The following is a 13146-nucleotide window of genomic DNA, read 5'->3' as shown; positions in this document are numbered from 1 at the left end:
TTATCTCCTTTTTTGGAGTCTTTAAATATTTCTTCAACAGCTAAAAGATCTTCAATGGCAACATCTGGGCCATCAGGATTCCTAAAATCAGCTGCTAAATCAGGGTCAACTAATATTTCAAAGTGTTCACCACAGTATTCGTATTTAGCAATAATCGCTTCATCAACATTTACCATTGAAACATCCCCTAACTAATAATTAAAATGAATTATTCTTCATCTTCTTCTTCGGAATCGTCTTCTTCTTCTACTTCTTCTTCCTCTTCAACAAGCACTTCATCAATGTATTTTTGCACTTCGTCTTGAGAGAGTTTTACATATTTTTCATCTTCAATTTTTATAACTGCGATTTCAACATTATTAGAAGTTGTTTCATGATCAGTTGCATCATTTATAGCAGTTAAAGCTAAGTTTATTGCTTCATCTAATGTTAAATCATCTTGATATTTTTCTTCAAAAATGTCCATAGCAGCAGATCTACCAGAACCAATAGCAGTTGCTTTATATTCAATTAATGCTCCACTTGGATCAGTTTCGAATAATTTACATTTACCGCCATATACTCCACCAATGATTAAAGCAGAACCGAATGGTCTTACCCCACCATTTTGGGTATACATCTGTAACATGTCACAAAGTTTTTTAGAAAGACTTGTTACACGAATAGGTTCGCTGTATGTAATTTTATTAATTTGTGCTTCAACTCTTGCTCTTTCAACTAATGCTCTTGCATCTGCAACAAGACCTGAAGTAGCTGCTCCAATATGTTCATCTATTTTGAATATTTTTTCAATAGATGATGCTTCAACCAAATTAGAAGTAGTTCTTTTATCAACAGCTAAAACAATACCTTCAGAACTTTTTACACCAATAGATGTGGTTCCTCTTTTAACAGCTTCTCTTGCATATTCTACTTGGAAAAGTCTTCCATCTGGGCTAAATACAGTAATTGCCCTATCATATCCAGCATTTTGTAAAGGTTGCATAATATTACCTCACATTAAATATTTTATAAATTTTAAATTCAACTACTAAAAAAATAAAACCAAATCTCCATGAAAAGGCAAATTTTAATTTTAATCACTACATAGTAGCTAATTAAAATATTTTTTTATTCTTTTTTCCATAAATCCAATTGATATTTATATAAATAAATTATTTATAAAGTTTTCTATTATTAAATAACAAAAAGTAATTAAATGAATTTTTTAGATGCTTTAATAGTGCCTGATAAACCGACAGTAGTAATAGCTAATTTATTACCATTATATTTATTAACTAGCGCAAAAGAGGACCTAACTTCTTCAACATAATCCCTTTGACATCTCACAATAGATTTATAAGAATAATACTCATCATTCTTATCGCACTCATAAAATCTCATGACCCATAAATTAAAATTTGAAGTCATGCATTCCCCTTGAAAACGAATACATGCATCCCAGATTATGTTAACAACATCATCCTTATCAATTGGAGATGTAATTTTAATATCTATAACTAAATAACGATTATTCTTTCTAAGTGTAGGCGGCAATACTTTAAGCTTCATTATCCAACCTCCTAACACCAGTAAACATCATATTATCTCTATTTTTATTAAATTTTAATATATTATGAGAAGTACCAAATGCTTTTTCAATTTCGCCATCTGTTAAACCAGTTTGTTTAAAAAAAGCTATAAAATCATGAGTTGTTCTAATATCAAATATGCTTTCAGCTCTTGATGATAAAATTAAAGGAAAATCAAATTTCCTATATAAAACATAAATGTCTCTAAAATTTGAAATAACTTTTGATCTGTGGGACAAATAACTTTTCAAAGCGTCCTTAAAGCACAACTCAATTGCTACATTGTTTCTTAAAGCTTCACGGGCAAGAACTTGATTTATACCTGCATCAAATCTTTTAAGATAAGGCCTTGACAATACATCAATTTTTACATTCTCCAGACAAGCCCTATTAACCTTCAAATCCCCACCAACAACAGAAATACATGACGCCTTATTCCTGTACTTGTTTACATTTTTTCTAATTTCATTGATGTTTGTTGATTTAATCTCCAAAGTGTAATCAAAACGGATAACATCGCTTAAAGAAGTTTCTAAATCCTCTTTGATATCCAATGCTTTTGGAAAATCATTTTGATTATAAGAAAAATTAATATGATTCCATCCATATTTAGAAGCTTCCCTAGCCATTATTAAATTATTTTCAAGGTCGCTTCCCTTAATATTTAAATCAAAAAACATAATAGTAGTTTATAATTTTATATATTAAATAATTTATTAAAAAATAAAAAAATAAGTGATAATTTAATCACTTACTGATATCTATAGAAATCAACTTGCCAGCTAACTGTTTCATAGTAATCTATTGTGAAAGTCTCAGATGATGAAGAGGTATAACTAAAAGAGTCTGATCTAGTCTCAACAGCACTTGTTGAACCCCAGTCAACACCACCACCATTACCATTTGAACCAGTTACGTACAAATAGTTTGTAGCATAGTTTTTAATCGGATATGCCGAAAGTTCTACTTTTATTTTACCTTCAGGAACTTCAATTAGTTTTGAACCTGAACCTGAACCCGAATAACTTCCAATAAGTTCCCAAGACTTTTCGCTTACTTGGGATGTTTTTGGACTTTGAGAAGATGAAACTTCGTTAGTACTAACATTCTCATCCACTTGCTCCGCTTGATTATCGCTAGGACTTTGTGAATCCACATGATTTACAGTCATGTTCATTGCAAAAAAGCCAATACATCCAACAAGAACAATTATGACAACAACCAAAGCAATTATAATATATTTTGTATTATTATTTGATTTAGGAGTGTTTTCAACTGTCATTTGGGTTAATGAACTTCCGCATTTTGTACAAAACTTAGCTTTATCATTATTTTCAAAACCACATTGACTACATTTCATACTAATCATTGAATTAATTTATAATTAATATTATTTTTAACAAAAGTCATATAAGAAATTAATTATCAACTAATAATGATTTAAAAAGTGCTAATGGATAATTTTTGAACCAGTAACATGTTACAAAATATTTTATAGTATTAAGAATATAACAAGTAATTATGTCAAAAGAAAATGATGAGCTTTTGAAATTAACTTCTTATGTTCAAATCTCCAAATATAGAGAAAAAACATTAAAATCTATTGGAGATGAAGTTAAAATACCAACAAACATCGCAAAAGATAGTGGAATTAGAACTAACCATATTTCAAAAGTTCTAAGTGAATTAAAAAGCAAAGAAATTGTTGAATGTATAAATGAAGAAGCTCGTAAAGGAAGATTATACAGATTAACCGATACTGGTAAAGATGTATTAGAGACTATCAAAGAAAAAGAGATTAAAGAGAAATAATTTATTCTCTTATAGTTTCATTCCTTTCGATCCTCTGATTTTGAAACTTATTTTAAAATGACTTAAACAACTTCACATTAATTACTAAACTTCCTAAATTTAAAAAAGAAAAGATTTGAAAGTATTAGCAATCATTTTATGAAATCTATTCAACTTTAAGAGGTTATGGCCTTTATATTATTTAGATAAAGATTGGATTTCTTCAACTACTTTATATAACACTTCTTCTCCAAGTCCTTCAATATATTTAATTGACCCTGCACATTCATGGCCTCCACCATCTACACCCGCTTGTGGAACCCTCTGAGCAATAACACTTACAATATCATTTACATTAAACCCATATTGCTCATTAACTGCATCAGTTGCTCTGAATACTCCAAAATCAGGACCATGACCTAATGTAACAATAGGTTTGTCTTCACCTAATTGCTTAATAATTCTATCATGGACAAACCCGCAGGTTTTACCTGGAGCAGGGAATGTAAACTTATGCGCATACTTTTCAACATCGATAAGATTGAAGTATATGCCATTTTCAAGTTGAGTTTGTTTAATATTAGGTAAAGCCGCTTTAAGTTGAGTATCAACTCTTTTTTGATACTCTTTGTATAAAGCATCAATCATTTTTTCATGTTTATCAAAATTATCCACAGCCAAAATAGTGTCCATTATTCCTCTACCATTCATAAATCTCAAGAAATAAGCTTCAAAATCAACACATTCTGCAATTTGAGCTAAATGTTCTTTTGTAAATCCTTTTTCAGCAGCTAGTTCAAGATATTGGTAAACTTCACCACACTCTGCACGGTCACCCAATGCTGCAACAGCAGGTAAATGTTTAATTAAATCTTTAACGGAAGGATTAATTATGTGAGCAACTTCACTAGCTAATGCACCTGCTGTTAATTGGGAATCTCCTCCAACCAAATATGGATTTACATGAGTGTCAACATAATCATCAACAGCTACAGTTGCACCGTAAATTTCACCATCCCTTTCATCTTTTGTCAATAATTCACCTGGAGAGTGATGGTCTATTACAACAACTTCAATATCATAAATCTTTGCTTGCATTAATGCAACAATATCCTCCTCTGTGGAACCGTTATCTAAAAGAACAATTAAAGGCAACTTTTGGCCATGCCTTTCCTGATCTTCTAGAGCAAATGATAAATCTTTAACTACATCCTCAAGCTCATAAAATGGAGCTTTACTTGGTGACCTTTTAAAGTAATAATATTGAGCATCATTGCTTGGATTTGCATATTCAATTAGTGGAACAATAGCTTTTTCCATAGCTACACCAGAACAAATTCCATCCGCATCATTGTGGTGTCTGAGGATTATAGTTCTGCCATCAAGTATTGCCCTTCTAATCTTTTGAGCAGCTTCATACATCTTTGGTCGAAGCCTATTTAAAACATCACTTTTAACCAAGAAATCAACATCTTGTGGTTTTGCTCTTTTGTTTAATGCATCATCGATTAATTTATATAACTTTGTTGTGTTTTCAGCACTAAGTTTTATCATTGAAGATGATTCAATTTGTGTTTTTCCACCATGTTCGTTAACTTCACCAACAACCTGTACTGCATCATCAACATCAATTTCCGGATAAGACCTTTCTCCTGCTTTATCAAATGCAGCAATTTCACTAATGCCGCTTTCATCACTAACCATGAATATTGTAGGGCCTGAAGTTTGTTGAACTTGTTGAACTATACCATCAATCCTAACCATTTTGCCTTTTTTCTCTTCAAGTTGATTGATAAGAGTTCTTGGAATTGATTTAGTTAATCTTTTAAGATTATAAGATTCAACATAGGCTGGAGCAAAATCTATTTTTCCTTCTCTAGATTTAATGGATGTAATAAATACTATAATTTCATCCCCCACCCTATATTCAGAGACATCTCCTCTCATAAGTCCCCAAACATTATTATTTAAACTAACAAAAGCCCCATAATTTTCAATTCTTGTTATTTTTCCTTTGTATAATCTGTCTTTGTCAATATCTCTCATTTGACATAAAGCATCTAAAACATATACATCACGAGCTTGTTTTTGACGAGCTTCAAATTCATCATGCTTCATTTTTTCAACCTTTCTCTTTTCTTTACAATCATCACACAAATCATGTTCTTCGCTAATTAGTTTACCGCAGTCTCTGCAGACATTAATTTGACCAGTTCCATGACAATAAGGACATTCCTCAAATACTTCCACTTGCCCTTTTCCATTACATGCTTCACATGGAATATCTTCTTCTCCTCCCAAGTCAAATTTTGCTCTTGCATTACTATTAACACCTTTAAAATGATTACCTATATCAAAAGCATCATCTTCAAAGCCTGTTCCTCCACAGGCATCACATTCTTTGTAGTCCACTACAACAGAACCTATTCCTCTACATTTCGGACATTTAGTTTTCATTTAAAACCTCATTAAAATATAAAATTTAAGTAAATAACTTAGGATTTTCTGAAACTATTGCATCACGCTCGTTTTGATATTGTGTTGCTTCATAAATTAAGTCATTAGCTTCAGATGCATAGTTTGTTCCAGTATAATTTGATTCAATTTTAAAACATTCTATTGATTCCTTCAATTTGCCAACAGCCTGAATTTTCAATTCAAGTTCTTGAATAACAGTAGAAATATACTCTTTTTGAACTTCATTCACATCTGATGAATATTTATCTTGAATATCCAATAGCTTATCTAAACTACTGTTATAATTATTTTCAGCAGAAACTGCTTTATCCATTGAATCTTGGAAATATCTTTCGTTTACTAAATCAACAGCTTCATTATAATCACTATCACCCTTAACAATGGCATCACTAATTTCTGGCATGGTCTTGTTAATGTTATCGACAGAACTATCTATTATTACAATAGCTGCTGAAATAAGAACTAAAACTAAAATAAAAATTATTAATTTGCTATATTTAGACACAATTAATAATTTATTAAAACAAGTAATTAAAATTTTTCATGAAAATAAATAAAAAAAGAAGTTTAAAAATAAATTTTAAACTTACTCACTGGACCAAAGGCCGTGTAAATTACAGAATGCTAATGCTTTTACATCATCAGAAGAGTTAACAGTGAAAGTAGCTTCTGCAACATCTCCTGGTTTGAAGCATTTTGCATATTGTTCGCCACCAGCCTCTACAATTAAAAATTGAATGTAGTGGTCATCATCCATTGGATGAGCAGCTTCACCGACTTTAACTGTTACTTTATCACCATCGACTTCAACAACTGGTTTGTGTTTAGGAGCTTTTTCTCCTTCAGTTTGCACAGGGAATTCAAGCATGTGATCGTTACATACTTTTTCATCGCCTTCAGCTAAAACTTGGATAATACTTCCACAGTCATCACATTTTAATATTTTTGCCATGATAAACATCTCCTTATATTAAGTTAATGATAGTTTATCAAACAAAGTATTTATTGTTATTGATTGTTTTCGTAATAATTTTCAATAGCTGCTTGAAGCCCATCTGCTGCAAGGTTAGAACAATGCATTTTAATTGGTGGAAGACCATCTAGCTCTTCTGCAACATCATTTCTTGATATTTTTAAAGCTTCTTCCAAGGTTTTTCCAACAGCAATTTCAGTAATCATACTACTAGTAGCAATTGCTGCTCCACAACCAAATGTTTGGAAACTGATATCTTGAATAACATCATCTTCAACTTTAATATAAATTGTCATTAAATCTCCACAAGTTGGGTTTCCAACAGTTCCAACACCATTTGCATCTTCCATTTTTCTACAGTTCCTAGGGTTTGCAAAATGGTCCATTACTTTTTCTGAATAATCCATAATTAACACTTCCTACAATCATCACCATGTTTTTTACACATTACGCCATCATAATCTAGTTCTTGATTCCAGAGAGGAGACATTTCTCTTAATCTTGAAACAGATTCGGAAATAACATTTACAAATTCATCAACATCAAAAGCATCACTTTCTGGAGCAAGTGAAATTCTCAAAGAACCGTGGACATCAACAGGATCAAGGCCTAAAGCAGTTAAGACAGGGGAAGCTTCCAAAGTATTAGATGAACATGCTGAACCAGTTGAAGCTTGATAACCTTTAGCATCTAATAAAAGTATTAAAGATTCACCTTCAATAGCTTTGAATCTAAAGTTAACAAGATTAGGTAATCTATTTTCTCTATCACCATTTAAATATGCTTCCGGAACAGTATTCAATACTTTATCAATGAGTTCATCCCTTATTGATGATAATTTTTCGTAATGTTCATCAAGTTGAGATGCGGCTAACTCGCAAGCTTTTCCAAATCCAACGATTCCAGGAACATTTTCAGTTCCAGATCTTATTCCTTTTTCCTGACCCCCACCATGTATAAGTGGTACAACACGGGTTCCTTTCTTGATATATAATGCCCCAACACCTTTTGGACCATTAATTTTATGAGAAGATAATGATAATAAATCCACATTTAGTTTCTCAACATCTACTTCAATTTTACCAAAACTTTGTACTGCATCAGTGTGGAATTTAATTCCTTTTTCACGAGCGATTTTACCAATTTCTTCAATTGGTTGAATGGTACCAAGTTCGTTATTTGCATGCATTACAGTTATTAAAATGGTTTCAGAAGTTATTGCTTCTTTTAAATCATCAATACTGATTATACCATTTTCATTAACTGGCAAGTAAGTGACTTTAAAGTCAAGAGATTCTAAAAATCCTAAAGTATTTTTTACAGCAGGATGCTCAATGTTAGTTGTAATAATATGTTTACCTTTTTTTGCCAATTTAAAAGCGATACCCTTAATAGCAAGGTTATCAGATTCAGATCCCCCACTTGTAAAAATAATTTCTTCAGGTTTAGCATTAATAGCATCAGCTACTCTTTGACGAGCTAAATCTAATGCTTTTTTTGATTCACGACCAATTTTATAAAGAGTGGAAGGATTTCCAAACTCTTGTGTAAAATATGGTTTCATTTCTTCAAAAACCCCATCACTAACTTGTGTAGTTGCTGAGTTATCTAAATACATTTCATTATCTCCAAATTGTCTTTTTTTATTAATTAAAATTTTTAATATATAAATTTTAAGTGATTAGATAGTAACTAGATACTATCTAAAGCTTGACTTAAATCTTCTATTAAATCATCAACATCTTCTAAACCAATAGAAAGTCTGATGAAGTCTGGAGTTACACCAGTTGCTTCTTGTTCTTCAGGTGTTAATTGTTGATGTGTTGTACTTGCCGGATGGATTGCAAGACTTTTTGCATCTCCGATGTTTGCAAGTATTGAGAATAATTCTAATTTTTCAATTACTTTTCTACCTGCTTCTTCTCCACCTTCAACACCAAAACCTAGGATACCTGCAAAGTGATCTTTCAAGTATTTTTTGTTGACTTCATAAGTTGGATGAAATTCCAAACCTGGATAGTTAACCCATTTAACTTTAGGATGTGCTTCTAAGAATTTAGCTACTTTTAAAGCATTTTCAGAGTGCCTTTTTACACGTACATCCAAACTTTCAAGTCCCTGTAAGAATATGAAACTGTGTACTGGTGCTTGGGTTGCACCTAAGTCTCTTAATAATCTTGCTCTTGCTCTTACAGTAAATGCAATGTTTCCAAGTTCTGGAACATCACCGAATGCATCCCAAAATACTAATCCATGATAACTTGGATCAGGTTCTGTGAAGTTTGCAAATTTACCATTTCCCCAGTTGAATTTACCTGAATCAACAATGTATCCTCCAACTGCAGTACCGTGACCACCAACATATTTGGTTGCTGATGCCGCAATTACATCTGCGCCATGTTCTAATGGCCTTACTAATCCTACACCAACAGTGTTATCCACTATTAATGGGATGTCATGGGAGTGAGCGATTTCAGCTAATGCTTCAAAATCAGGCACGTCCAATTTTGGGTTTCCAATTGATTCAACATAAATTGCCTTGGTTTTTTCATCAATTGCATCTTCAAAAGCTTGTAAGTCTTGTGAGTTAACGAACTTAACATCTCTTGCAAGATCTTTAAAAGTATAATTAAATAATTGGTAAGTTCCACCATAGAGGTTGTCTGCAGATACTATGTTGTCTCCAGGTTCAGTTACATTTAAAATTGCATATGAAATTGCTGCAAGACCACTTGATGTTGAAATACCTGAGTTACCACCTTCGATAGCAGCAATTCTTGCTTCAAATACATCACTGGTTGGGTTTGTTAATCTGGAGTAAATTTGTCCAAATTCTTGAAGGGCGAATCTTCTTGCAGCCTCATCTGAGTCTTTAAATACATATGAAGTAGTCTGATAAATTGGAACTGCCTGAGCACCTGTTGCAGGGTCAGGAGTTTGTCCTGCGCGCACACCTAATGTCGCTAAGCCATAATTTTTATTTGTCATTAATAATCACCTTTATTTTTGAATTTCTGTAATAATATATCACGTGTTATATTACTATATAACAATAGTTATTTTTTATATATAAATGTTTTGGTATACCTAAATTAAACATATAGAAAAATAAAATATAACTTACGTTATACAAATATAACATATGTTATTATAGTATATAAATGTTGTTATTTTCAAAAAAAATAATAAAATCAAATAGATCTCTAAAAACAAAATACTTTATAGAAACATTAAAAATATTAATTAATTTTAACATATATCTAATTAATTAAATATAGGAGGAGTATTTCATGAATAAAAAAATAGTGTTTGTATTAATTATAGTGTGTCTGCTTGCTGTTTCAGCAGTTAGCGCTCAAAATTCATTATTTCTAAACAATAATAATAATGATTCAATGTATCAAATCTCATTAATGCAGGCTTTCATGCATGGAGAATATGATGGAGTAATCACCGTAGGAGATTTTAAAACACATGGTGACACAGGTCTTGGAACATTTGAAGGAGTAAACGGCGAAATGATAGTTTTAGACGGTGTTGTTTATCAGGCAGCCGCTGACGGAAGCATTAATGTAATGTCAGATAATGAAACAATACCATTTGCCACAATCACCACCTTTGATGAAGATGCGAAAATAAATAATATTGCCGCCAAGAACTTCGACGATTTAACAAGTCAACTGGACAAGGAAATTGAAAAATATGGTGTTAACAACATGTATGTAATCAAAATCAAAGGTGATTTTTCTAACATTACCGTTAGAAGTGTTGAAAAACAGGAAAAACCATATAAGGAATTCACAGATGTTGCCTCAGTAGACCAAAAGGTATTCAACCACACTGACCAAACTGGAACCCTTGTGGCAGTATATTTCCCAGAGTACATGAATGAGTTGAATATGCATGGCTGGCATCTTCATTTCTTGTCTGATGATAAGACAACCGGAGGTCATGTCCTTGGATTCAATGATTTTAGTGGATCAGGTCAGATTGATGAAATCCATGAATTCAACATGATACTTCCAACTGATGATTCATTTGTAAATATGAATTTCACCGAAGATATGACAAATAAAATCAGTAGTGTAGAATAACTCTTTTCTGAGTTATTCCATTTTTATTTTTCATTGTTTAAAATACATTTAAGCCAAATTTCTAAACTGATAATAATAACAATCCTACAGAACTTTGACCTAGAAACTAATTCTTTAGTTATTATTACATATCATTAAAGAGCTCAAATGACCATCAGTCAATTTAAACTTTCCATAAAACTATTTATACTCATAATACATAACTAATAGTATTATATGGTTTTTATAATTGGCATTTGTCATGCCAAATATAAATTAAGTTCATTTGATAGTGAAGTTGTTTAACAATATTAACCGGAGGAGATTTATATGAAAATAACCGAAATAATTAAGGATGCTTTTCTATTCCCATCAAAAAATACTGGAAGATATGCAATTTATCTTCTTTTGTCAGTGCTTGCATCATTATTTGCTTTAGGAGGAGTTTTTACATACATCCTTGGAATTATTGATGCTGAGAATTATTTGACTGGAGGAATATATATTATAATTTCCTTGCTAATCTTGATTATAATCTCTGGTTATCACATCAAGATTATTAAATCTGGAATTAATCTTGATGACAATGTTCCAGTTTTTGAATTGTTTGAAGATTTTATGACTGGTTTTGATAATTTTATTGTTTTAATGTTTTACATGTTAATTCCCACATTGATTGTTGCATTAGTAGGATTAGATACAAATATTTTTGGCAAAGCCATAGCTCTTGGTCAAGAAATTGTTTTACAGGTATTTAACGTTTTTATTATGGGTAATTCTGCAAATATTGCAGTTAACGCCATATCTAATGCACTAAATAATTTAATGGGTTCTTTAGCTGTTACCATTATTGCTGCTTTAGTTTTATATGTAATCTTTGGATTTATCCTATCCATGGCTGAATCAAGATTAGCAAATACCGGAAGTTTAAAAGAAGCTTTAAATATTTTTGAAACAATAAAAGACATAACAAGAATTGGTGCAGGTAAGGTAATCCTAGTAATCTTATTAGTCTTTATACTTATTATTATTCTTGAGATTATTTTAACATTTATCTTAAATAGGTATCCATTTCTATTAACAACCTTTGGTATTATAATAACCCCATACTTCATATTAGTTACCCAAAGAGCAATTGGATTATTATACTCAGACATAACTTAATATTTAAGTTATATTTTTTTCTTTTTTTAAAATAGGCACATAAACTTTAAATATCATTTTTTTAATATATATTAATATTAATGATAAATATTTGAAGGATGTTAATATGGACATAACTGAAATAATTAAGAATGCATTTATATTTCCATCAAGAAACTTAGAAACATTATCAATTTATGCTGTTTTGTTATTATTATCTGGAGCATTTACTTTTGAAGGAGTAACAACAGCCATATTCGGAATTTTTGATATTTGGAATTTGGTTATTGGCGGAATATATCTTTTAATCGCATTTATAATCGGAATTATCACCCGTAGAATATCTATTCAGTGTATTAAAACTGGGGTTGAAATGGAAGATTACTTCCCAGATTTTAAATGGTGGGACAGTTGGAGTACTGGTTTAAGTAAAATCGTTATCACAATATTCTACTTTATAGTTCCGGCATTAGTTGTTGTATTTTTAGCATTAATTACAAATGTTTTTGGCAACATTTTAGATATAGGTCAAGCAATAGTTTTGCAGGCCCCATCTATTCTTAATGGAGATTATACCCTTGTAGATGCAATATCTAACTCAACATTTCCATTATTTGTTTCTTTAGCTATTACCTTTTCTGGTGCTATGATAATATTTTTAGTCTTTTCATTCTTCCAATCTATGTCTGAAGCAAGATTAGCACATACAGGTAGTTTAAAGAAAGCTTTAAATCTTTATGGAGCTGCAAAAGACATAAAAAGAATTGGTATAGGCAAGTTACTTTTATTATCATTATTTATTTTTGTGATTGTCACAATTATCCAAATCGTTTTAACAATTATTTTCGACCATTTAATAGTTTTATCAATTCTTAATATCGTAATAGTGCCATACATAGCATTATTTACTTATAGATCTCTTGGATTATTATACTCAGATATAGTTTAATTTTAAACTATACTATTTTTTTTATTTTATGAGCTTTTAAGTCATTACACTCACATAACAATGATATTAAACTACAATATAATCATTCTCACTTAAACTACTCTACAAACAAGTAATTGAATGATAGTAAAATTTACTTGCACAGTATCTACGATGAATATTCATATA

General features: G+C 30.9%; 14 protein-coding genes and 1 pseudogene. 4 read left to right on the top strand and 11 right to left on the bottom strand.

Annotated elements, in window-relative coordinates:
• The 5 genes and pseudogenes from ACKI32_RS05440 to ACKI32_RS05420 all read right to left on the bottom strand — a co-directional run.
• Nucleotides 1–176, bottom strand: a pseudogene (locus tag ACKI32_RS05440) (ribosome assembly factor SBDS); the annotation flags it as partial.
• A gap of 32 nt (nt 177–208) precedes the next feature.
• Complete coding sequence (gene psmA / locus ACKI32_RS05435) at nt 209–985, bottom strand: archaeal proteasome endopeptidase complex subunit alpha (RefSeq protein WP_407414284.1); 777 nt, start codon at nt 983–985, stop codon at nt 209–211.
• A gap of 209 nt (nt 986–1194) precedes the next feature.
• The gene (locus tag ACKI32_RS05430) at nt 1195–1551 is read right to left on the bottom strand and encodes an Rpp14/Pop5 family protein (RefSeq protein ID WP_407414282.1); all 357 of its coding nucleotides are present in this window, start codon (nt 1549–1551) and stop codon (nt 1195–1197) included.
• Nucleotides 1541–2251 (bottom strand): ribonuclease P protein component 3, encoded by a 711-nt coding sequence (gene rnp3 / locus ACKI32_RS05425; protein WP_407414280.1) that lies wholly within the window; start codon nt 2249–2251, stop codon nt 1541–1543. Before rnp3 ends, ACKI32_RS05430 begins: the two co-directional genes overlap by 11 nt.
• A 71-nt stretch (nt 2252–2322) precedes the next feature.
• Entirely contained in the window at nt 2323–2931 is a 609-nt protein-coding gene (locus ACKI32_RS05420) for a zinc-ribbon domain-containing protein (protein ID WP_407414278.1), read from the bottom strand.
• 161 nt (nt 2932–3092) lie between these two features.
• Between ACKI32_RS05420 and ACKI32_RS05415 the strand changes: the two genes are divergently transcribed.
• Nucleotides 3093–3383: a winged helix-turn-helix domain-containing protein gene (locus ACKI32_RS05415; protein ID WP_407414276.1), complete on the top strand. Its 291-nt coding sequence runs from the start codon at nt 3093–3095 to the stop codon at nt 3381–3383.
• 177 nt (nt 3384–3560) lie between these two features.
• On the opposite strand, the gene ACKI32_RS05410 is transcribed toward ACKI32_RS05415, so the two are convergent.
• The 6 genes from ACKI32_RS05410 to ACKI32_RS05385 form a co-directional block, all read right to left on the bottom strand.
• Nucleotides 3561–5819, bottom strand: coding sequence for a DHH family phosphoesterase (locus ACKI32_RS05410; RefSeq protein ID WP_407414274.1), 2259 nt, complete (start codon nt 5817–5819; stop codon nt 3561–3563).
• 25 nt (nt 5820–5844) lie between these two features.
• Nucleotides 5845–6345 carry a hypothetical protein gene (locus ACKI32_RS05405; RefSeq protein ID WP_407414272.1) on the bottom strand — a complete coding sequence of 167 codons (501 nt, stop codon included), beginning with the start codon at nt 6343–6345 and terminating at the stop codon, nt 5845–5847.
• A gap of 81 nt (nt 6346–6426) precedes the next feature.
• Nucleotides 6427–6792, bottom strand: coding sequence for a desulfoferrodoxin family protein (locus ACKI32_RS05400; protein WP_407414270.1), 366 nt, complete (start codon nt 6790–6792; stop codon nt 6427–6429).
• Nucleotides 6793–6848: 56 nt separating this feature from the next.
• Entirely contained in the window at nt 6849–7220 is a 372-nt protein-coding gene (gene nifU / locus ACKI32_RS05395) for a Fe-S cluster assembly scaffold protein NifU (protein ID WP_298501284.1), read from the bottom strand.
• 2 nt (nt 7221–7222) lie between these two features.
• Complete coding sequence (gene nifS / locus ACKI32_RS05390; RefSeq protein ID WP_407414267.1) at nt 7223–8431, bottom strand: cysteine desulfurase NifS; 1209 nt, start codon at nt 8429–8431, stop codon at nt 7223–7225.
• A gap of 74 nt (nt 8432–8505) precedes the next feature.
• Complete coding sequence (locus ACKI32_RS05385) at nt 8506–9801, bottom strand: O-acetylhomoserine aminocarboxypropyltransferase/cysteine synthase family protein (protein WP_407414265.1); 1296 nt, start codon at nt 9799–9801, stop codon at nt 8506–8508.
• Nucleotides 9802–10103: 302 nt separating this feature from the next.
• Here ACKI32_RS05385 and budA point away from each other — a divergent pair, with 302 nt between their 5' ends.
• The 3 genes from budA to ACKI32_RS05370 all read left to right on the top strand — a co-directional run bounded on the left by budA (nt 10104) and on the right by ACKI32_RS05370 (nt 12978).
• Nucleotides 10104–10907: an acetolactate decarboxylase gene (gene budA, locus ACKI32_RS05380; protein WP_407414263.1), complete on the top strand. Its 804-nt coding sequence runs from the start codon at nt 10104–10106 to the stop codon at nt 10905–10907.
• A gap of 309 nt (nt 10908–11216) precedes the next feature.
• Nucleotides 11217–12050: a DUF4013 domain-containing protein gene (locus ACKI32_RS05375; RefSeq protein ID WP_407414261.1), complete on the top strand. Its 834-nt coding sequence runs from the start codon at nt 11217–11219 to the stop codon at nt 12048–12050.
• A gap of 106 nt (nt 12051–12156) precedes the next feature.
• Nucleotides 12157–12978, top strand: a complete 822-nt coding sequence (locus ACKI32_RS05370; RefSeq protein ID WP_407414259.1) for a DUF4013 domain-containing protein — start codon at nt 12157–12159, stop codon at nt 12976–12978.
• Nucleotides 12979–13146 lie beyond the last annotated feature (168 nt).

Source organism: Methanobrevibacter sp. (assembly GCF_045611865.1).
Taxonomy (GTDB): Archaea; Methanobacteriota; Methanobacteria; order Methanobacteriales; family Methanobacteriaceae; genus Methanocatella.
Note: the sequence above shows the minus strand (reverse complement) of the source record. Positions and strands in the feature narration are given on the sequence as shown.

Bases quoted from the DNA above. Each gene is read 5' to 3' on its own strand.
- psmA (WP_407414284.1), bottom strand. From the start codon at position 985: ATGCAACCTTTACAAAATGCTGGATATGATAGGGCAATTACTGTATTT.
- ACKI32_RS05430 (WP_407414282.1), bottom strand. From the start codon at position 1,551: ATGAAGCTTAAAGTATTGCCGCCTACACTTAGAAAGAATAATCGTTAT.
- rnp3 (WP_407414280.1), bottom strand. From the start codon at position 2,251: ATGTTTTTTGATTTAAATATTAAGGGAAGCGACCTTGAAAATAATTTA.
- ACKI32_RS05420 (WP_407414278.1), bottom strand. From the start codon at position 2,931: ATGAAATGTAGTCAATGTGGTTTTGAAAATAATGATAAAGCTAAGTTT.
- ACKI32_RS05415 (WP_407414276.1), top strand. From the start codon at position 3,093: ATGTCAAAAGAAAATGATGAGCTTTTGAAATTAACTTCTTATGTTCAA.
- ACKI32_RS05410 (WP_407414274.1), bottom strand. From the start codon at position 5,819: ATGAAAACTAAATGTCCGAAATGTAGAGGAATAGGTTCTGTTGTAGTG.
- ACKI32_RS05400 (WP_407414270.1), bottom strand. From the start codon at position 6,792: ATGGCAAAAATATTAAAATGTGATGACTGTGGAAGTATTATCCAAGTT.
- nifU (WP_298501284.1), bottom strand. From the start codon at position 7,220: ATGGATTATTCAGAAAAAGTAATGGACCATTTTGCAAACCCTAGGAAC.
- nifS (WP_407414267.1), bottom strand. From the start codon at position 8,431: ATGTATTTAGATAACTCAGCAACTACACAAGTTAGTGATGGGGTTTTT.
- ACKI32_RS05385 (WP_407414265.1), bottom strand. From the start codon at position 9,801: ATGACAAATAAAAATTATGGCTTAGCGACATTAGGTGTGCGCGCAGGA.
- budA (WP_407414263.1), top strand. From the start codon at position 10,104: ATGAATAAAAAAATAGTGTTTGTATTAATTATAGTGTGTCTGCTTGCT.
- ACKI32_RS05375 (WP_407414261.1), top strand. From the start codon at position 11,217: ATGAAAATAACCGAAATAATTAAGGATGCTTTTCTATTCCCATCAAAA.
- ACKI32_RS05370 (WP_407414259.1), top strand. From the start codon at position 12,157: ATGGACATAACTGAAATAATTAAGAATGCATTTATATTTCCATCAAGA.